This is a genomic window from Paenibacillus sp. NN59 (assembly GCF_057597225.1).
On the sequence record NZ_CP199678.1, the window covers coordinates 6,250,425 to 6,272,456 of the forward strand.

General features: G+C 47.2%; 15 protein-coding genes. 6 read left to right on the plus strand and 9 right to left on the minus strand.

Annotation, left to right across the window (positions count from 1 at the left end; translation table 11 throughout):
* Window positions 1–28: 28 nt before the first annotated feature.
* Window positions 29–3,124: a hybrid sensor histidine kinase/response regulator gene (locus tag ACT89M_RS27220; protein ID WP_341181362.1), complete on the minus strand. Its 3,096-nt coding sequence runs from the start codon at window positions 3,122–3,124 to the stop codon at window positions 29–31.
* Between the two features lie 332 nt (window positions 3,125–3,456).
* Entirely contained in the window at window positions 3,457–3,876 is a 420-nt protein-coding gene (locus ACT89M_RS27225; RefSeq protein WP_154890021.1) for an SRPBCC family protein, read from the minus strand.
* Window positions 3,877–4,072: 196 nt separating this feature from the next.
* Between ACT89M_RS27225 and ACT89M_RS27230 the strand changes: the two genes are divergently transcribed.
* The gene (locus ACT89M_RS27230) at window positions 4,073–4,840 is read left to right on the plus strand and encodes a class I SAM-dependent methyltransferase (protein ID WP_154890019.1); all 768 of its coding nucleotides are present in this window, start codon (window positions 4,073–4,075) and stop codon (window positions 4,838–4,840) included.
* A 415-nt stretch (window positions 4,841–5,255) separates the two neighbouring features.
* Here the strand turns inward: ACT89M_RS27230 and ACT89M_RS27235 are convergent, their stop codons facing one another.
* A complete protein-coding gene (locus tag ACT89M_RS27235) occupies window positions 5,256–6,290 on the minus strand; it encodes an NADH:flavin oxidoreductase/NADH oxidase (RefSeq protein ID WP_154890017.1) in 1,035 nt (344 codons plus the stop codon).
* 74 nt (window positions 6,291–6,364) lie between these two features.
* Window positions 6,365–6,559: a 2-hydroxymuconate tautomerase gene (thmT, locus tag ACT89M_RS27240; RefSeq protein ID WP_090921533.1), complete on the minus strand. Its 195-nt coding sequence runs from the start codon at window positions 6,557–6,559 to the stop codon at window positions 6,365–6,367.
* 333 nt (window positions 6,560–6,892) lie between these two features.
* Between thmT and pepT the strand changes: the two genes are divergently transcribed.
* A complete protein-coding gene (gene pepT / locus ACT89M_RS27245) occupies window positions 6,893–8,131 on the plus strand; it encodes a peptidase T (RefSeq protein ID WP_154890012.1) in 1,239 nt (412 codons plus the stop codon).
* Between the two features lie 93 nt (window positions 8,132–8,224).
* Here pepT and ACT89M_RS27250 read toward each other — a convergent pair whose 3' ends face one another.
* Entirely contained in the window at window positions 8,225–8,890 is a 666-nt protein-coding gene (locus tag ACT89M_RS27250; protein WP_487344946.1) for a Crp/Fnr family transcriptional regulator, read from the minus strand.
* Window positions 8,891–9,213: 323 nt separating this feature from the next.
* Between ACT89M_RS27250 and ACT89M_RS27255 the strand changes: the two genes are divergently transcribed.
* Entirely contained in the window at window positions 9,214–10,053 is an 840-nt protein-coding gene (locus ACT89M_RS27255; protein WP_420874699.1) for a methyl-accepting chemotaxis protein, read from the plus strand.
* A 199-nt stretch (window positions 10,054–10,252) separates the two neighbouring features.
* On the opposite strand, the gene ACT89M_RS27260 is transcribed toward ACT89M_RS27255, so the two are convergent.
* Window positions 10,253–11,689, minus strand: a complete 1,437-nt coding sequence (locus tag ACT89M_RS27260; RefSeq protein WP_308722598.1) for an alanine/glycine:cation symporter family protein — start codon at window positions 11,687–11,689, stop codon at window positions 10,253–10,255.
* Between the two features lie 426 nt (window positions 11,690–12,115).
* On the opposite strand from ACT89M_RS27260, the gene ACT89M_RS27265 reads away from it, so the two are divergent.
* Complete coding sequence (locus ACT89M_RS27265) at window positions 12,116–13,045, plus strand: response regulator (RefSeq protein WP_090921525.1); 930 nt, start codon at window positions 12,116–12,118, stop codon at window positions 13,043–13,045.
* A gap of 185 nt (window positions 13,046–13,230) precedes the next feature.
* Here ACT89M_RS27265 and ACT89M_RS27270 read toward each other — a convergent pair whose 3' ends face one another.
* Together ACT89M_RS27270 and ACT89M_RS27275 are read right to left on the minus strand one after the other, a co-directional pair.
* A complete protein-coding gene (locus ACT89M_RS27270) occupies window positions 13,231–13,407 on the minus strand; it encodes an aspartyl-phosphate phosphatase Spo0E family protein (protein ID WP_090921523.1) in 177 nt (58 codons plus the stop codon).
* A 424-nt stretch (window positions 13,408–13,831) separates the two neighbouring features.
* Window positions 13,832–19,036: a rhamnogalacturonan lyase family protein gene (locus ACT89M_RS27275; protein WP_308722596.1), complete on the minus strand. Its 5,205-nt coding sequence runs from the start codon at window positions 19,034–19,036 to the stop codon at window positions 13,832–13,834.
* A gap of 477 nt (window positions 19,037–19,513) precedes the next feature.
* Here ACT89M_RS27275 and ACT89M_RS27280 point away from each other — a divergent pair, with 477 nt between their 5' ends.
* Both ACT89M_RS27280 and ACT89M_RS27285 read left to right on the plus strand, forming a co-directional pair.
* The gene (locus tag ACT89M_RS27280) at window positions 19,514–20,137 is read left to right on the plus strand and encodes an acetate uptake transporter (protein ID WP_090921519.1); all 624 of its coding nucleotides are present in this window, start codon (window positions 19,514–19,516) and stop codon (window positions 20,135–20,137) included.
* 246 nt (window positions 20,138–20,383) lie between these two features.
* Window positions 20,384–20,932 (plus strand): acyl-CoA thioesterase, encoded by a 549-nt coding sequence (locus ACT89M_RS27285; protein ID WP_186809692.1) that lies wholly within the window; start codon window positions 20,384–20,386, stop codon window positions 20,930–20,932.
* 12 nt (window positions 20,933–20,944) lie between these two features.
* On the opposite strand, the gene ACT89M_RS27290 is transcribed toward ACT89M_RS27285, so the two are convergent.
* Complete coding sequence (locus ACT89M_RS27290) at window positions 20,945–22,021, minus strand: anthranilate phosphoribosyltransferase (RefSeq protein ID WP_308722595.1); 1,077 nt, start codon at window positions 22,019–22,021, stop codon at window positions 20,945–20,947.
* Between the last annotated feature and the right edge of the window lie 11 nt (window positions 22,022–22,032).

Here is a 22,032-nt window from a genome sequence, read left to right on the forward strand (position 1 = left end):
TACTTACCCAATCCATGAACTCAAAGTCTCATGTAAAATGATTAACCTGGTTCAGCGGAATATGAAATTGAATTTGTGTACCGCTTCCTACATGACTCTGAATATTCAGTCCCTGTCCATAGAGCGACATAAGACGGCGATTGATATTTTGAAGCCCAACACCTCCGGGACCTTCTGTTCGACCTGACTTCACCTGAGCCATACGTTCAGGAGGTATACCCACACCGTCATCCTGTACACGAACGATGACATCGTCACCTTCCTGGAAAATATGAAGCCGCACCGTACCGCCTGCAGCCCTCTCCATAACCCCATGACGAATCGCATTCTCTACAAGCGGTTGAATGGTGAGCGGTGGTAAAAACAACCTTAAATCCGGCTGTACTTCATATTTAACGACAAGCCTGTCTTCAAACCTCGCCTGTTCCAGATGAACGTAGGACTCTACCAATTCGAGCTCTTTGTACAACGGAACCAGTTGATCCCTGTTCTGAAAATCAAAGCTACCTCGCAAATAATGACTCAATTCGATAAGCAGGTCCGTTGCCTTATCGGGATCTACAGCACAAGTTGCAATAATTACATTCAGCGCATTGTAGAGAAAATGAGGTTTGATTTGCGCCTGAAGAAAGGCCATCTCCGCCCGAATCGTATCCTGTACAGAGGTACGCAGGTCGATCAGCGTTCGAACCCGCGCCCGTAATTCACCCGCATCGACAGGTTTACTCAAAAAGTCATTTGCCCCCGCCTGGAAACCATGCCGAATATCCTCGGGTAATCCACGAGCAGTCAGCATCAGAATAGGCAATTCGGACAACGAACGATGCTCCCGAAGCTTGCGACAAAGCTCCGGACCGGACATTTTGGGCATCATCCAGTCGGTAATAACCAGATCTATGGATGGGTGTTGCTCATACAGCTCGATTGCTTTAAAACCGCTGTCTGCTGCAATGACCCGGTAATGCTCCGTAGAGAGCAAGTTCAGAAGCACATGTCGATTTACAGGATCATCATCCACAATCAGAATCGTAGGTTCCCCAACATGATTCCCATCCTGTTCCTGCATTGGACTGGAGTCATTCAAATCCCCGGCAACATAGTCCTTCGCCTTTTTCCCTTGTGTTGTCACATAACGAGCCGGCACGGGGTTGATCTGTTCTTGTAGTAACGGTAATTGTACAATGGGTAACGTAAAATGAAACGTCGATCCGACTCCCGGTTCTGATTCGACCCATATTTCGCCTTCACCCAACTCAACAAGTTTTTTCGTGATGCTGAGACCCAGCCCGGTCCCCTCATAAGCCCGTTCCATCGTTCCATTGCTTTGCTCGTAAGATTGGAAAATATCATGCAGCCTTTCGGATGCAATACCCACGCCAGTATCCGCAACAGATACTCTGACCTTGTCCCCTTCCACAGAGGCATACAGCCGGATCACGCCATGCTCCGTAAACTTGTAAGCATTGCCAAGAAGGTTATAGAGAATCTGCCGCAACCGATGCTCGTCTGCTTCCACCAACGGTAATGCATCAGGCCATTGCTGAATCAGCACAATGGGCTTGTCATCGAACGTAAACCCCGAAACCTCAACCACTGTTCGAGCGACCGACTCCAGATCAACAGGGACGCGATTTAACTCGATTTCACTGTTTTTTAGTTTGGAGAAGTCCAAAATATCATTGACTAGCAGAGATAATCTTTTCCCGGTAGCAGTAATCATGGACAGATTTTTGGCTTGTTTTGGCGTAACAGCTCCTGCCGCTCCTTCCAGCATAGACTCCGCAATGTTAATAATGCCATGTAGCGGTGTCCTCAGCTCATGCGACGTATTCGCCATGAATTCATCCTTGAGGCTGTCAATCACCAGCAAACGCTCCGACAAAGCTTCCACTTCAAGGAATGACTGCGCAAAACGAATAGCTGTAACAAACATCTGAATCAGAACAAATAACAGAAGTTCAAGCAATGCTAGAAAGGCGGTATCAATGGCCACAAATGCCCCGATCGTGAACAACACAACAACCATGATAATACTCATTAGGCCGACCAACGCAAAGTGGCTGTCGTTTGTCCTCTTACGCGACCAAAAGATCATGGTTCGTATCGCATAGAATAACACCGAGAACGAAATAAGCAGCATCGGTGCTTCAAAGGCCGAGAATAGTGTGGTGGGAAAAGTAAGACCTATCAGAGACTGAGCAACAAGCAGAATAAAGCCCAAACGCACAAACCAACCATGGACGGCCCCCGGCACTAATGCAGCCAGATATCGAAGCAAAAAATAATACGAGAATGCTCCGCTGAGAAGTTGAAGTCGAAGCATCACATCGTGCGTCAGTAAAGGTATAAATGTGGCCAGCAGCTTCTCACCATGCGTGAGGGCATACAATGCACCCGAGAGGCTGAACAGTCCTAGAAATTGGAGCTCTTTCTCACTGCGGCGCAGCCTGAACAACACGAGAAAAAAAACAGCGGGCAGAATAAATCCAAACAAGGTCATCAGATCCTTGAGCCCGTCCAACTGCTGGCTTCGGAAAATACTAGCCTCATCCCCGAATAAAACAGATGCAACTATACCTCCAGAGGCATAGCTATAATTGGATACCTGAATAATAATGTCAGCTGTATCTCCCTCTATGGAAGTAAAGCCTGTAAAGGGTAGATTCTTTTGACGGTCTGAATCTTTGGTTACCCCAGGAGAACCCATACCCCCTATGAGATTTCCATTAATAAAAATGCGATGTGACATGCGTATATTCTGTGTATGAATCCCATAACGTTTTTGTAAGTGGCTAGGGGTGAGTTGCACTTGCAAGTGATATGTTCCATAACCTTGTCCTTTTCCAAGTGCTGCATTCCATTTGGACGGAACCCGAACATCCATAGGAGCGGACAAGGGTCTGCGGCCTGACATATCCGCTTCAAAATCTTCCGGACCGAGCAGCTTGTCAGGATAGTAGTTCCAGATGCCATTAAGCCGAGCGGCACCTTCCTGGCTGAAATCCCATTGACGTAAATCTATACGCCCCTTTATAACCTGAGGATTGTCCCGCTCGCTGATCCATACCTGGGCGATCCATCCCAGCGGAAGCAGAACAACACAAATGAAACTTAGCGTCAACATGATCCAGTGTTTTCTCATCTATGTATTCCTTCCACCCTCATTACAGCGACAGATATCACTTTTTGTCGATTTTTTCTATAGATCCATGTTACACGTTTCCGGTGCTCACGGAAATAGTTCATGAACAGTTTTAGCTCATTTCATAGCAAAAAAATACTTTTGAGGCTTTCTTATGGGAAAAGGCAGGCCAAAAAGCCCCGAACTATTCTCTCCAGATGGAAACCAGGGAGAAGCCGGGGCTTAGGAATGCTCTTAGGGTAGGGTACGTAGGCACGTAGGATACGCAACGCACATCATACATTTCGTGATATTTGTGTTGGCTGGTTTAAGCTTTATTTGACGGCCTCTGCTAGCTTCTGCACAAGACCGGCCCAACCCTGAGCCATACGTTCACGGATCACCGCATGAGCCTGTCCGAATTCAGTCAGTTTATCCGCATCCCAGCCGCTATGAATCAATGTAAAATGGGTGCCTTCCGCTTGTTCTGCAAGTTCAAATGTTAACGTCCAATCTTTTCCCCAGCGAAAGCTCAGCTTCTGTTGCGGTTGCACTTCAATTACTTGGCAAGGGGATTGTCCAAAAGGTCCTGCTTCCAGTGTGAATTCATGTCCTTCGACTGGCTCCAAATTGCTGGGCATAAACCACGACCCCAGTCCTTCTGCTGTCGAGACCTTAGGCCATACTTTTTCAACAGATGCCATCAATACAAGTTCTTCCTTAATATCCGGTAATGCCGTTGGTGATGATTCCATTCCTGGGTTACCTCCTTGACGCTTTTTTCTAACTCAACCTATAATGGGTTTATCTTACATATAAGGTGTGTGATTCCTATGATAGTCTGCTCTGAAAAATCCATTTCCAAACACGGTTGCCTTAAGGGATAGTTCCGCAAGAATTTACCTTCCACACTTCTGTTTTAAACATACTTACTAGTGGAGGTATTATACAATGTCATTCAGTTATTACGGCCCTTTATGCACCAAGGTATACGATATTACCAAGCCTATCGGACACTCCTTGGGAGGCGATATCGAATTTTACAGCAACCTGCTGCAGCATTGCAACGGACGCATCCTTGAAGCGATGTCAGGTTCTGGCCGAATGCTCATTCCATTACTCGAAACAGGGTTGAAAGTTGATGGAGTCGATTATTCAGAAGCTATGGTTCAGTCCTGCCGTTCCCGATGCACCGAACGTAATCTACCTATGCCTGAGCTGTTTGTAGCCGATCTTGAAAATTTGCAGCTTCCCTATCTTTACGAAGCCATTATTATTCCAAGCGGCTCACTGATGCTTATTCAGGATCGTCGTTCTTCTATTCGAATCCTGCAGAATCTGTATGATCACTTAGAGGCAGGGGGCAGGTTAATCTTTGATCTCTTTTTGCCTGACGTGACGAAGCCCGCTTCCATTGATACATCTACTGTCCGCTTACCAGGTGGTGACACGATTACCATTGAAGTGAGAACGACCGAAATCAATCTGTTGCACCAGTATAAAACAAACCTGATTCGCTATGAACAATGGCACCAAGGTAAACTTGTAGGCACGGAGATGCAGGAACTCACCTTAAGATGGTATGGCGTGGAGGAGTTACGTCTTGTGCTGGAGAAGATTGGATTCACCGATATCGAAGTCTATACAGACTTTGATCCCGAGCAAGCCCCCACACAATCCAGTCAAAAGTTCGTCTATGAAGCAAGACGCAAGAAATAGTTATATGAGTTTGGTGCACGATTTGAACTACCCATAAGATATGCAACAAATAACGATGGTTCATTAAATTAGCCACCACGAACGCCTTACCAACGATACACTAACGATTCAAGAAAATAGGATACAGAAATTCTAACGATCACCACGGGCCTTATTTGCCCCTAAACGAGGCTTTCCAAATTCTAACGATCTCCAGTGGGCTTATTTCATCGAAAAACCTGAAAAACAGTTCCCATTGAAGCAAAATAAGCCAAATAACGCCTCTGGTGATCGTTAGAAAATAGGAATGGCTAAATTCGCCTAAATAAGGTTTCTCTCCTGATCGTTAGCGCTCTTCACGGCCGCTAAGCTGGTGCATGGCTTTCCTAGTACCCGGTGCCCTGCTTCCTGATAGGAAGCGTCAGCCACTACACCATCAATATCCCCGAGAATATTGCTCGGCAATCGCCGCCTGCTCTTTGCTAACACCTAGTTCAAGAGCAGCATGATTGACCCAGTATGGGTCACGTAACATGCCTCTGCCAATGGCAACCAGATCAGCATCACCGTTGCCGATCACGGCCTGTGCCAGTGCCGCGTCCTCCAACATGCCTACAGCGATTACAGGTGCCTTCAACTCGTCCCGAAAACGACGGGCAAAAGGAACCTGATACCCCGGATAGTTCCCGGGTTTACGCTGACCGGATGGCCCTTCACCGCCCGAACTGATGTGGAACATGTCCACGCCTGCTTCCTGATAGGCACGGCCAATCTCGATGGTATGATCGAGATCATACCCGCCGTCCGCATACTCCACCGCAGAAATTCGCATAATGAGCGGCATGTCAGCAGGCATTTCCTTTTTCACCGCACGAATCACCTCTACGCCAAAACGAGACAGATCTTGTCCATACACATCCTCGCGATGATTCATCAGCGGAGAGTGGAATTGGTGAATCAGATAACCGTGTGCACCATGCAGCTCGATTGCATCCACACCCGCTTGAACCGCACGACGCACACCATCTGCGAACTTCTGCACCATCGCTTCCACTTCTTCGGTGGTCAACGCGCGCGGCTCTTTATATTGTTCTCCCGGAAACGTGACAACAGAAGGAGCAACAGGCTGGGGCGCATCCTCGGCTTTACGTCCTGCATGTGCGATCTGGATCGCCACTTTAGAGCCGTAAGCATGCATTCCGTCTACCAGCTTGGCGAAGGCGGGGATATGCTCGTCTGACCAAATCCCCAGATCATTGTCTGTAATCCGTCCGTCCGGGTCAACGTCTGTCATTTCAATAATAATGAGTCCTGTTCCACCCACAGCACGGCTCACATAGTGAACCTGATGCCAATCATTCGGGATGCCATCCTTCGCCGTAACCGAATATTGACACATCGGTGCCATAACGACACGGTTCTGTAACGCTAAGCTTTTATATTGATAAGGTGAGAATAATTGCTCTGTCATTGTTGAGTACAACTCCTATCCATGGTCTATATTTGTAGCTTAGTTACGTGAACATGTCATCCGCCTGAACTTAATCAGTTTGGTTCCTGGTCGGAGAACATCTTCCCGTTTTTACCGTAGTTATCTTTCTCCAAATCCTCTATGAAAATAAAGACCTTACTCGCTTCCACACCCAGCGTATCGCAAGCAACCTCGGTCATTCGTTCGATCAACTGGCGCTTCTGCTCCTTCGTTTTGCCTTCCAGCATCTTCACTGTAATAAATGGCATGATCTACACACATCCTTTCTTCATAGCTATTATGAACCTGAGGTTCAAAAATTCAAGTACGCACTTTTTGGTGCCCTTCCATCCCGTCAGCAGAATACCCTTCTCGAAATAAGATCAAAACATGGTATGATATCGTTACAAACTCATCAAAAGTATCCTACCAATAGGATTCCATTTTAAAAGGCTCAAGGAGATGTCACCATCCCGCAAGAACAAAGACATTCTGGAGTGCCTGATATCCTGAATGTGATGCAATCCAATGATAACGTTACACTTGTACAGTCTGGCAGATCATATTCAACCTATATATTACCCATAAAGGAGCGATTTCACTTGAAAGATATATTGATTCAGAGACTCAGCACATACGTACAGATGGATACACAATCCGATGAAAATAGTGACACCTGCCCATCCACGCCCGGACAACTGGCGCTGGGCAAGCTTCTTGTCGAAGAATGTACCTCCATCGGACTGCAAGAAGTCACGATGGATGAGAATGGCTATGTCATGGCAACACTTCCGTCCAATACGGACAAGGATGTGCCTGTCATTGGATTCCTCGCCCATCTCGACACTGCTACCGACTTTACCGGTAAAAATGTAAAACCACAGGTTGTCGAGAACTATGATGGCTCTGATCTCGTGCTGAACCGGGAGCTGGACGTTATTTTGTCCACCAAAGACTTCCCTGAACTCCATGAGTACAAAGGACATACGCTGATTACCACCGATGGTACAACGTTGCTCGGTGCAGATAATAAAGCAGGGATTGCCGAGATCATGACGGCGATGACTTACCTGATCGAGCACCCGGAAGTGAAACACGGCAAGATTCGGGTTGCTTTTACCCCAGATGAAGAGATTGGTCGTGGGCCGCACAAGTTCGATGTCGCTGCCTTCGGTGCTAAATATGCGTATACCGTAGACGGCGGGCCGCTGGGGGAACTGGAGTATGAGAGTTTTAACGCAGCAGGGGCCAAGATTACGGTACGAGGAACGAATGTGCATCCCGGCACGGCAAAAGGCAAAATGGTGAATTCACTGAAAGTTGCGATGGAATTAAACAGCAAACTACCTGTAGAGGAAGCACCTGAATCCACCGAAGGTTACGAAGGCTTCTACCACCTGCTGGCGATGGAAGGTGATGTAGAGCTGACGAAGATGCACTATATTATTCGCGATTTTGATCGGGAGAAATTTGAAGCACGCAAAACCAACCTGTTAAACATTACGGGCGAACTGAAAGCGAAGTATGGAGATAAAAGCGTTACGGTGGAGATGAACGACCAGTACTACAATATGCGTGAAAAGATTGAGCCCGTTCGCCAGATCGTGGATATCGCGCACGAAGCCATGACCAAGCTGGGTATCGAGCCTATCATTCGTCCAATTCGGGGAGGAACAGACGGCTCCCAGCTCTCCTACATGGGCATGCCAACACCGAATATCTTCACAGGCGGGGAAAATTATCACGGCAAGTTCGAATATGTATCGGTAGATAATATGGTCAAGGCCACACAGGTTATTGTGGAGATTGCACAATTATTTGAGCAACACGGGAATGTCTGATCGAAGCAGACAGGACCAAGGTTGATTCATACGCAATAGATCGAATGAAAAAGAGCACCTTCTTCGTTGAAAGGTGCTCTTTGTAGTATCAATTCATTCGTATACATTCCCTCCTGCAATCTCTCGTAGTTCTTCCACGTTCTGAATGACGATTTTACGCCCTACTTTGCGAATAATATCTCGTCTGCACAAGTCCTGAATAACCCGATTGAGATGCCTGTAGCTGGTACCCAGCAAATCAGCAAGTTCCGTCAATTTGGATGTCTGAATCTCCTCTGATGCAGCTGTATCCTGATCAGCCGTAGATAACATATAGCTGGCAAATCTGCTTTCAACAGGATAGAGCATGTTCAGGCTCGACAGATTCGAGAACGTGTACAGCTTGTGTGTCACCTGACTCAGCATAAAATGGAGGAATTTCGGATTCTCGGCATACGTATTCTGAATGACACGGTAGCTGATGGCGAGTAACAAACTGCGATTCACAGACTGCACGATATTGTTCGCTTCTTTTCCATTCACAAGCTCCAAGTCACCCACAAGGGCGAGTGGTGTACTGAATCTGAGCAACAGTGACTTGCCATTCGGCAGTGTTGTGAAGATTTTAAGCTTACCTTCAACGAGAAAATATAAACGTTCAGGACGTTCTCCTTTTTCACAAATAATCTCGCCCTTCTCCGCCTCAAGCAAACGCAGCTCGGCAATTAACGTTTCGTCCAACACCTGATCCAATCCATGCTCCCGGACAAGTTGTCGCATAAGCTCAAAGTTCAACACTTCCTTCATCCAACCCACCTCCAACGTGATCTGTCTGATAAGCAAAATAAATGGACACATGTCCTATATTTCAATTAAATTAGCAACGAATAATTGGCATAAAAACAGTTACAACTAGAACTAATATCCAAGAAAACGCACCACATGGGAAAAAGTTGGAATATCATTTGGAAAATAGTTCGATTTTCATGCAATCAAGCATTCAGGATATCCGATTTTTGTCCGATGAACAATAGAGGTTCTGCAAATTTTCCAATTCACTTTACATTTAAATATTGAGAGGATGATTGAGTTCCATGAGTAACATAAACATTGTTGACGCACTGTTAAAATCCTTGCCTTACATTAGCCTGATCCTGCGGGAGCCAGCAAGCTTGACCGTGTATGACCACGAGAAAGTATTAGATGTGATTATGACAGAGAAGTTCAATCTTGGATTTGAAAAAGGCATGAAACTTATCGATTCCTATCAAAACTATGCTGTTTTGAAAAACGGTCGGGAAGCCACACTCTCTACACTGCCCAAAGAAGTGTTTGGAGTAGAGCTGGATACGCTGAACGTTCCCATCTTTGATGATAATAATAACGTTGTGGCTGTATTCTGTGTATCCTATGATCAATCCAATCAGAACCAACTGGAGGACATCATCCAAGAGAATCAAGACATCAATGCAAACCTGGTTGACATGGTGCAGCATGTCGCAGCTCATGCCGAAGAATTGCAGGCTACCAGTGAGCAAATTTTGGAGAACACACGACTGGCTGTCCAGAACTCATCCCAGATTAACAAGGTGGCTGGTTTCATTCGTGAAATTTCCGAACAAACGAACTTGCTCGGCCTGAATGCTGCAATTGAAGCTGCCCGTGTAGGTGAAGCCGGTGCCGGATTTGGTGTCGTGGCATCCGAAGTACGTAAACTCTCCGTTGATGCGAAACAAGCAACGACCGATATTGATGCCAGCCTGAAAGACGTACAGCAAGTGATTCAGCAGATGGAGGTTGAAGTATCCCAGATCGCTGCTTCTTCGCAAGAACAGGCAAATCTGGTTGCATCCTTCACCGATGTCATTGAGAAACTGAATGATACAGGTACGCGCATGAAAGCTCTATCCGAGCAACTGATCACTTACTCTGTACAAAAATAACGTAGGGAAACAAGAGCAAATCATATACGAACGATCCGCATAAAAACCTTACTGATAGATTGAGGTATGTAATAAACAGGACTTGGAATGCCATCATGGTTATCCAAGTCCTGTTTTATAGTGCGTTATAACAAGCTTTATTCGTTTGTTGACACTTTGGACGCGCCAAGGATGACATCAATCTAAATCATAAACAATCTTATCCTGTTGCATCCAACTTTCCTGCACCCGTTACTTCCTCTTCCGACTCCCAGCATTCAATCTCGCCCGGAATATGTATCCGGTCACGAGTGAATACAGGATCACGTCCCTCTGATTTCTGCCGCTTGTAATCCTTCAAGGCTTCGAAGGTGACTTTGGACAACATCAAGATGGCAATCAAGTTCACGACAACCATCAGACCCATGAACAGGTCAGCCAAATCCCACACTAGTTGCACCTTCGCTACCGCACCAAATACCACCATGCTAATGACAGCAACGCGATACACCCAGAGCCAAACTTTGTTAGACTTAATGAATTCAATGTTTGTTTCACCGTAATAATAATTACCAATCAACGTGCTGAAGGCAAACAAGAATACCATCACCGCCAGGAAGCCCGAGGCCCACGAACCGATGTGTGCACTGAGCGCAGCTTGAGTCAGCTCAATACCACCCAGATCCGAACCCTGATATACCCCGGATAACAAAATAATCATAGCCGTACTTGTACATATAACTAGTGTATCTGTCAAAACACCAAAGGCTTGGATCAGGCCTTGTTTGACCGGATGGGATGTATCTGCCGTTGCCGCAGCATTCGGCGCACTACCCATACCGGCTTCATTCGAGAATAGTCCACGTTTAACACCATTCATCAGCGCAGCACCCAGTGTCCCGCCAGCGACCTGTTCGACGCCGAAGGCATTTTTCACAATCAACGCAATCATGGCTGGAAGTTCTGTGATGTTTGCGAGCACGATAAATGCAGCCACCCCAATATACAACACTGCGAGCACAACCACGATATATTCTGATGCTTTCGCGATCCGTTTAACCCCGCCCATAATGATACCTGCAAAAACAACTGCCATAATAATGCCAACCGTTAAGCGATCTGTTCCAAAGGAGTTTTGGAAGGCCACTGTAATAGTGTTGGACTGTACAGCGTTAAAGACTAAGCCGAACGAAAGGGTGATCAGGATAGCAAAAAGAACCCCCATCCATCGTTTTCCAAGCCCACGTTCCATATAATAGGCCGGTCCTCCGCGGAATCCGCCTTTATCTTTAACTTTGTAGATCTGGGCCAGTGTGCTCTCGACGAAGCTTGAAGCTGATCCAATCATGGCAATAATCCACATCCAAAATACAGCTCCGGGCCCTCCCAGAGCTATTGCCAGTGCAATCCCGGTAATGTTTCCCGTACCCACACGTGCGGCCATACTGATACAGAAGGCTTGAAATGGGGAGACTTTACCCGGTTCCTTGCTCTTTGGCTCTCTGAGCACCTTGACCATATCACCGATCATACGGAATTGCATGAATTTCGTTTTTGTTGTGAAATAGACTCCGCAGACGACCAGCAGAATGATTAACAGTTTAGACCAGAGAAAATCATTGAAAAGAACGACAACATCTTGTATTGTTTGCTCCATCGATACGCCCCTTATTATGATGTATTATTAAAAAAGACTACTACATTCGTTTCTTATCCCAGCCCTGTGTCTGACCGAGTGCCGTGCTTGAAACAACTGAACATTTGCAACATTTTACACAACGACAGGTTCAGACTGATGCATGTTACTTATACTACAAGTGTATCTACCAAAATAGACAAATACCTACATGCTTTCTGGACATTTTTTTTGAACATGCGCCTCTCTCATCCAGTCATTGTCATCTAACCTTACATGTGAGCTTCTATGCAGATTTGCGTTTGGGAAGTATGATAGGAGAGGTATCTCACGATACGGAGATAAGCATGATGTAAATAAAACAGGATTTTATGGCGAGACAAACCGCCGTTTAAATAAAGCTTTTTTAGGGAAATACCGTGATGAATTGGAAAGGACGTGAACAATTTGCGTTATTTTATCGTGGATGATGATCCAAGCGTGCGTTCCATGCTAATGGACATTATTGAAGATGAAGGATTGGGTGACATTGCCGGGGAAGCCGAGGATGGAGCCCATATTCATGCCGAATTGCTGGAACTACATAAGGTGGATGTCCTGCTAATCGATCTGCTGATGCCGCATCAAGATGGGATACAGACCGTACGTGCACTTGAAGGAAAGTTCAAAGGCAAGATCGTGATGATCTCCCAGATTGAGTCCAAAAATATGATTGGAGAAGCCTACTCCTTAGGCATTGAGTATTATATTACGAAACCGATTAACCGGCTGGAGATTCTATCCGTGCTTCGCCTTGTGGAAGAGAGATTGCGGATGCAGCAGTCTATAGCGGATATTCAGCGTACACTGCAAGGACTGACGGGTCTACAGACAGGTGAGCGCAAGCAGGTGCAGGCTCCGGACAAAACCATTACTACCACAGGTCATTTTCTGTTGTCCGAGATGGGCATGATCGGGGAGGCTGGCAGCCGAGATCTACTGGACATGCTGGAATATCTCGAACAACTGGAGACGGAGGAACATAAGCTATCACCTTACACCTTCCCTTCGCTCAAAGACATCTTCCAGCAAGTAGCTCAGCGTAAACTAGGAGAGACTGCATCGGCTGCAGACATTACCAAAGAGGTGAAAGCATCGGAACAGCGGGTGCGCAGAGCCATTTTTCAGACACTAAGTCATGTGGTGTCTCTTGGATTGACAGACTATACCCATCCAAAATTCGAGAACTACGCCTCCAAATTTTTTGATTTTACAGAGATTCGCAAAAAAATGCTCGAACTGCAAAACAACGTGGAGCCCTCGCTGTCCCAAACCCGCATCAATACGAAAAAATTCGTGCAGGTGTTGTACCTGGAAGCCAAGCGCATGCTTCATTAAACCAAAAAGGGCATGAATGATCCACCTCCAAAGCTCCCTCACGGTAATGTGAGGTTAACCCTGACGGCGATCTTCATGCCCTTCCTTGATTGGGGTTGATGTGTTACTCTGTTCGCCCAAACCATACAAGTTCATATCATGGTACATTGTTGCAATATATAGTTGCATTCCCGTTCTGTTCACTTTCACGTGCGTGTCTGATTCCGGGATACTCGATTATACTCATTAATCAATTCATCTAGTGCCATCGACTGCCGAATGACTTCAGGATGTCCAAGCCTTCCCTTATTATGCTCCACCAGTTTATGAAGGTTATGCCTGGCTTTTTCTATTTTGTTTTTCAAATCCAAACTCATAACCATGGCCCCTGATACCTCCTTCATTTGTGTTCCATTGTAGTGTTTCCTGTCAATCTATAGTTGGATTAACATATGGCATAGGAGACATGGATGTTTTGTATGCTTCTCCAAAATTTGAAAGGGCTAATTTCATTCTAATAGAGATTGGTGAAAAATACCAGATGTAACGCCATGTTGTCACATTCTTCCCACTCTATACGCAGCCTTTGTTTATACTCTTCAAGCCCGAAAAGGCTTTGTGTCATAATTGTGTATTTGATAAAAATAAACCAAAATGCACCCCTCCAATCTCGAACCCCATGGTTGGTGTCCTTCTGAGAATGGAGAGATGCTCTCGGTTATCTCTTATTCATGTCGGATGAAGCTGTCCTGTCTGTTATGCTGACGTATATTTATACATTGGATATCCGTTATTAAATTTGGAATATTAGTTCGTAACTTTTACTTGTATTGTTTCACTTGTTGTCTTCCCATGATCATTGACCCATTCCACTACATATTCATAATCACCGACGGCACGATCTTTGATCTCAACCTTGGCTGTCTGCGCATGAGGAGAAGATGCCGTCAACGGCTGTCTGTCAATCTCCGTACCATTCTCATACAATCGGTATGATGTGGCATTCGTGCCCCACCACATATTCATTGTGATTGTATAGTTGCCATCTCCATCCCAATTGTCGTGGGATAGCTCTGGCTGAGATGGTTCAGCATTGCGAACGGTTATCGTGAGCGGTTGACATTCCGTTTTACCTTTAGCGTTCGTTAGCTCACACGTATATACATACGTACCATTGGCCCGACCTTGAATGGAAGTGGATGCCTTCTGCGCTGCAGGGGTAGATGCAGATAACTTCTGACGATCTAGCAGTTCTCCGTTCTCATACAGCTTATACTCCGTACCATTGTTCCCCCACCACATGTTCATCGTCACCGTGTAGGTTCCATCACTAAGCCCGTTTCCGTGACCGTTATTGTCAGATAGAACAGGCACTCCAGGTGCACCAATAACCTGATCTCCAGCCACCACCGTTATTTCAACGGTTGCCTCAGCAATCAGTCCCGCACCATTCTCCGCACGAGCTGTAAAGATATGCTTACCAACAAGCCCAGCCAGCACAATCTCATCCCCTGAATGCACAGTCTTGCCATCCCAAGTCAGCTCCAGATGTGTAATACCCGATTCAGGGTCTTCAGCCTTCACCTTCACTTGAAGCACATCATCCTCGCTCATCTGCTCCGCTGGCATGCCTGTAATGACTGGAGGTGTGGTGTCTTCCGGCTCTTGCGGGCCACCCACATAGCGAATATTCGGAGCCTTCGGCTGTTCCATGCCTGCGCCGAGATAAAAGCTTGTGTGTGGAGGCTGGTTATAAGCAACATTTTGCCATGCTACGCCAAGACGATAGACTGGATCATGCATCAACGTACGAAGACGAACATCGGTCTCATCGGTTGTGGTATAGATCCGCAGCTCGGAGCTGTCTTGACTGCGCCAAATCACTTCCTCACGCCAGTCGCCAAATAAATCAGCTTGTAAGCTTGGATTGGCTTTGGTTCCATTGTTGGAAGCAGCTCCTGTTGCTGTCAGCAGGTTAACCGTAGTCTGATTCTCGTAGTCCCACTTGTCGATTCGAATACCATCCTGCAGTTCACGCAACAGATCGCCGTCCCACCAAATTCCAAAGTTTGTGGAGGAAGGAATCTTCATTGTGATCAATTCTCCCTTGGCACTATACAGCCCGGTAATCGGAATATGCTGTTCATTGGTAATCGTAGCCGCCCATACCTCAGCTCCCGGATAGTTTGGATCGATATCAGCTGCCATACCGCGCCCCGTGTCCATCCCCGTAAACACTCCCCAAAGCACTTCACCTGTGGCTGCATCTCTCATCTCCATGCCATATTTCGAGCTTCGGTCCTCATGTACCCCGAATACCTCCATCCCCGGACGGGTTGGATCAAGATCACTCAGATGCATCGCATCTCCATGTCCCAGTCTTGTGTTGTAAAGTGGCTTACCGTCGTCATCAATTGCCATTGCTCCGAATGTAATCTCATCTTTGCCATCACCGTCCACATCACCTACGGATAAATTGTGATTCCCCTGACCTGCATAGGAACCGTAACCCTCATCGTTCGAGTCAAAACGCCATACCTGACTGAGCTTACCATCCTGAAAATTGTAAGAAGCAAGTACTGTACGCGTGTAATACCCGCGGCTAAACATCGCACTCGGATGCTCTCCGTCCAGATAGGCAACAGCCGCAAGGAAGCGGTCTACACGGTTTCCGTATCCATCCCCCCATGCAGCAACGTCTCCGCGTGGCGGATCATACTTCACTGTATCCAGTGCCGCCCCGGTCTCTCCATCAAATACGGTTAGAAACTCATCACCCAGAAGTACATAACCGGAGCTGTTACGATGATCTGCATTCGCATCCCCGATGACTTTCCCTTGTCCGTCAACGGTTCCGTCTGCGGTCTTCATCATCAGTTCAGCCCGGCCATCTCCATCAAAATCATAGACCAGAAACGGTGAGTAATGTGCCCCTGCCCGAATATTCGGCCCCATATTGATCCGCCAGAGACGGGTTCCGTCCAGCTTGTAGGCATCCATATATACAATGCCGGTAATTCCGGCCTGAGAATTATCTTTACCGTTATTCGGCGACCACATGAGCACGATCTCGTACTCGCCATCCCCATCGACATCCCCGACACTGGCATCTCCTGCATAGTAGGAATACGGCTGCCCGTCTTTGGTATACGCATCGGCAGGTTTCTGCAGCGGCACAGACAGGTATTGCTCCTGCCATACACCGAACTCTTTCGTCGCCGGCTTCTCTATTCCATTTTCTACCGTCGTAACACGGTATTTAGAACTGTCCGTACCTTCGGCATCCGTATAGTTCGTGCTTCCTGTCAGAGGCTCTGCGTTCAGCTTCACACCATCACGATACAGATTGAAAGCAATCGAATCCGTATCCAGCCCCAGCATGCGCCAGCCAATGTAGTTGCCTTGCCCCGTTTTCACCGCAACCGGTGCACGATCCAAATACTCCATTGCCCGGTTCAGCGTTGTAGCTACCGGAGTTTCAAGCACGCTGGACAGCTCGGATACGCCGCCTGCATTCACCGAGGCCACTTTATAGTAATAAGGAACCGTACTGAGAATGGTGGAATCCTTATATAAAGTTTCCTTGGTTCGATCAATCATCTCATAAGGCCCATTCTGGCTTTTGGAACGGTAAATTTGGTAGAATCGTGCACCAGCAGCTTCATGCCATGTGAAAGAAACATCGTTTTTCCGGATCTCTTGTAACGCCAGCCCGGTAGGTGCTTCCGCTTTCGTTACACTTGGATCAATCGTAGATACATTCAGCGCATTGGACGCGAGCGATTCCGTTCCCGTCTGATCCACTGCTGTTACCGTGTATACATAATCCATGCCAAGTTCGATCTGATTATCCGTATAGGCTGGCTCATCAACTGTGGCAAGCATTTCTGGTTTAGTTGCTCCCGCAGATTGCCGATAGACCTTGTACTGTACATCTCCAGCAGCCGCCTCCCACGACAACACTGCACGGATCGGATCGCTGTTCAGATCGAGTTCATCCAGTTGAAGCCCGGATGGAGACATAAAGGTTGGTGTGATCTCCAATCCATTGAGATGTGCGGTCTGTCCACTGAACACCAGATTCATCTGGCCGTCCTGCACTTGAACATCGTTGATAACCTTCTCAGCGATATTTTGGGCACCCGAGGATACGGTCCCGTAGTCCTTGCCCTCGATATTGATATTCGTTCGTGCGGAGCCGATCCAGTCTCCAATGTAAGCCTTAACCGAATAACTGCCGTTAGGTAAATCCACCTTGAATTCATAACTTCCGCCAAAATAAATGACAAAATCGCGGCGCAGCGCATCCGTGGCATTGCCACGATCCCGATCCGCCATATTCGCCGAAGAGGTTAGGCCGTAGCCGCGCTCCGGCGTGTATAAGGTATTCCGAGTCACTTCGTTATACCCTTCCGCGACTGGAGAGCCAACGGGGCCAAAATCGTATCGAAATGCAGCCGACTTCGTTGTGAAGCTCACCTCGTCCGAAGGCTCGGATTCGCCTCGACCATTCACGGCAGTGACACGTACCGTATAGCTTTCACCTTCGGTAAGGCCAGATAAGTTCATGGTTGGAACCGTTGCTGTTCCGGCTAGCGTATACGCAGATGCTGGCTCGGAAGACAGCTTGCGATAGATTTTATAGATATCTGCTGCATCATCTGCTGTCCATTTCAATACAGCACCGGCATTACTGATGCTGCCAGCTTTCAGACCGTTTGGCTTCACTGGAACCTCGGCAGGCACTTCAGCATCTTTCACGGCATCGGCCAGTGGAATATCAAGTTCACGCACCGCACCAGCAACCATTCTTGCGATCTGAATGGCACCGTACTCCTGAAAATGCGTATTGTCAGCAACTCCGTTAGGGAACGCCTGATAAATACCCGGTGCAACATGCAGGAACACCGACAGTGTAGCCTCAGGCCCAATCGAGTCATAATATTCGATGCTGAGTTTGCTCAGATCAATTAGTAGCACATTGTTTTCGGACGCTACTTCTTTGGCTGCCTGAACATATTCAGGGAAGGAAACATTGAATTTTCCCGTACTTGCATTGAAGTCCCTGCGCCCCATCGGCGTTACCAGAATCGGCGTTGCCCCCCGTTGCCGCACACCGTCTATGTAGGTTTTCAGATAGATTTTGTAATCGGCCGGGGAAGCGTAGCGGTCAGGCACACTGATGGTCGCATCATTATGTCCGAACTGTACAAACAGATAGTCTCCTGGACGGATCACTCTCAGAATTTCATCCAGCCGCCCTTGGAAAATAAACGACTTGGAACTGCGTCCACCGATGGAATGATTTTTGATCTCCACGGTATCGTTAAAAAAGGAAGGAAACATCTGCCCCCAGCCCGCTTGCGGCTCCCAATACGGATTGTAGGTCTGCATCGTGGAATCTCCAGCCAGATACAGAACAGGTTTGCTTCCCGCATCACGCTCAGCTTGCTTGGTAATAACCAATGCATTCAGATTCGCAGCGGTACCGGAAAATACCAGATTCATCTGACCATCCACCATCGCGATGTCAAAGTCCATCTCCAGATACTCGCCTGCCGCCTTGCTGTTCAGTTGCACCTTGTTCATGCTTTCTACATCGATGGCAATCTCTGTAGCTCCGGCTGCATCCCCGGCAACAAGCGAAACAGTATAGTCACCGTTCGGCAAATCCACGTTGAATTGTCCACCTGTAGCAAATGTTGCAAAATCAGACTTGATTGGATCACTCGTTCCACGATCCTGCACCGTCACCTTGGATGCATCCGCAAAACCATATCCCCGTTCCGAGGTATAAACGGCATCCGCTCCCACACCCGTATACCCCTCCGCCACGACTCCTGATCCAAAATCATATCGATAAACGGTTGTTTCCCCAGTATCAACAGCTGAATCCGGTGCTGCCGCACTCACTGCTGTCGTACCATAGAATGCACCCCATCCCAAGCTAGAAATCGTAAATATGAATATCAGCACAATTAAACCGAGTTGCCGCGTCCGTTTTGCAATCATCTACACCCACCCTTTCGTTTCTTCAACATGTTTTTCTGCTGAATTAAATAAAGTAAGCGCTTGCATTTTGTTGATGTACAACCCTCCTACGATTCTTACAACTCTCCCTGTTCCTCTCTGACTCCACGTCCACCTCCCCCTTTCCCACCGCAGTTTATGCCGCCGCTTCCAGGCTCACATCGAACTGCAGATTTGATTTCCCCTCGATACTAACGTTAATGTCCTGGAAATAACATGTAATTATCCGTCTTTTTTCACCACAAACCCGATATATTATCCCCCCATTCAACTGACTGTCACATAAGCAACCGTTTTCCGATGTTTCAGGTAATAATATCCCTTTCCATAACCGGGTCATTCGGTTACAATAGGGCGATATGTGTGTCCGGGTCCGGCGGATGCCAACATGCAGTTTCGAGAATGGCCTACGCAGGCCTATGATTCAGATTTGATATTAATTGGAGGCTTATCAACACCATGCAAACCGAGTCACAGACTAAAGTCAAAATCATAAACGCCGATCCCAGCGCGATGGGATTATTTGGGCTTGCGATTGTAACCCTTGTCGCTTCTTCCCAAAAACTCGGCATTACCGATGGACTTAGCTACGCTATTCCGTGGGCGATCTTCCTGGGTGCTTTCGCCCAACTATTCGCATGTATTCAGGATTCCAAACGCAATAACACTTTCGGCACCACCGCTTTCGGCGCTTATGCCTTCTTCTGGTTCGCTATGGGTGCCAACTGGATGATTAAAATGGGCGTGTTCGGCTCTACACTCGCTGAGCAAACCGATGGCAAGCAGCTTGGATTCGCTTTTGCCGGATACCTGATCTTCACCTTGTTCATGACGATTGGGGCTGTTGAAGCCAATAAAGTGTTGCTTATCATTTTCATTCTGATCGATTTCTTGTTCCTTGGTCTGACCTTTGACGCTTTCGGCGTAGCACCACATATCTTCCATACGATCGCTGCATACGCTGAGATGGCGATCGGTATCGTGTCACTGTATGGTACAGGTGCTTCGGTTCTGAATGCTCACTTCGGTTATACTTTCCTGCCGATCGGCAAACCGTCCGGTATTTTCAGACCTAAGGCTTAATATACAGATTGAAGTTCCACCGCCTGCGCGCCGGTCCGCGCCTGGCGGTTTTTTCGTATTACCTCGTCTCGTACCTCTACATTTGAATATGTTCCTAACCGACACCTATACTATATAAGTTGAACTCAAAGATTTTACACAGCCCACTCCGATGAGATAGCAAACCTTTTGAACAAAGAAGAGCCCACAAGAAATGCTGCATTTAGAAACACAATCATAGCAGCCATACTGTAAGGAGGAAGAAACATGAGAGAGATACCGAAACCAACGGAGATGGATCAAACGGAGAGAAAGTATGTACGTGAAACGCGCTGCTTCAAAACGGCACGGGTATTCCCGACAGATGTCAACAATCATAACACCTTGTTTGGCGGCAAGTTGATGTCCTACATTGACGATATTGCCTCCATCGCTGCCTCCAAGTTGTGCAGGGTAAATACCGTTACTGCATCAACCGACTCCGTCGATTTCCTGTACCCGATTAATCCTACGGACTCCGTAACACTTGAATCGTTCGCTACGTGGACTGGCCGCAGTTCCATGGAAATTTTCGTGAAGGTTATTCGTGAGGATCTGATAACGGGGGAGAAAAAAATCGCGGCAACAGCCTTCCTGACCTTTGTGGCCCTGGATGAAAATAACCGCAAACTGATCGTGCCCCGTATTATTCCGGAGACTGAAGAGGAGAAAAAACTGTACGAGACTGCGCCTGACCGCGCAGCCATGCGGAAACAACGGCGGGAAGAGAGCAAAAAGTTCGCTGACTTCCTGACCGTAACGTATCCTTGGGAATAAGCACAGAACAGTTTAACCAGAGGATGCCGGATAGATCGATATCGTTCTGCTGTCCGGTAACTCTCCTCCCATAGAAACACACCACTGTTGATAGAGCCGGAACGCAGCTCCACTTTCGATATACTGCTTAGACATGTATATACCCTGCTCTATGGAAGGGACACGTCCTGCAACATATAGTCGAAAGCCCGCATTTAACAGCACCTGATTTACAAACGTAAGATGACCATCCCCGCGTAGTACACTCTCCGCCACCTCAACCTGCTTCGCCGCGGTCCAGATCATATCCGGCACAGGCATATCCAGATCGTAGATTGAAGGATCTACAAGTTCAAGCTTCATCTCACCATCCTCGACAGCATATACACGTGTAGGACGATCAATATAGAGATCCTCCGACCCTTCCATACCTTGAATAACATAAGCACGTTGATACTGAAAACGAGTAAGAAGCTTGGCTATTCGATCCAGAAACGTATTATGAAACACTCCAAAAACAAGATAAGGCGAATGATTATAATCAATCAGCTTCTCGGCTGTATTCAGTACCGTTCGAAAACCTAGTTCTTCCCGTAATGGACGAAGTCTGCGTAACGGCTCACACCAGTCTTCCGCAGAAACATACATTACACCTGTATGGAGGGATGCACTCCGGGCATTTTCCCGGTCGATCTTCCGTGTATCAATCCCTGCCTCTCTCAATACAACAGACAGCGTAACTCCCCATTTAGGCGGTAAAGGTTCACTACCGTGTAGCGTAACCGGTAAACCCGCTGCCGCCAGTACAAATGCCACAGGGTATGTCGCCATAAATGACTTGGTTCGTCCGTCGTAAGGACCCGCACAATCCAAGCTATCCTGAAATACGGAGAAACGCTCCGCACTGTTCCGGCACGCATGGACAAAGGCTTCCATTTCCTCGACATTCTCCATCTTCATCCGCTCAGCCATAAGAAATGCGGCCGTCTGGGCAGGAGAAACTTGCTGTTTCAATATATGCTCGGCAACGTTCAATGCCTCTGCATAATTCAGATCACGTGAGCCTCGTTTGCCGCGCCCTACCTCTCTGAGGATCTGAGACATATCCATAGAGCATCCTC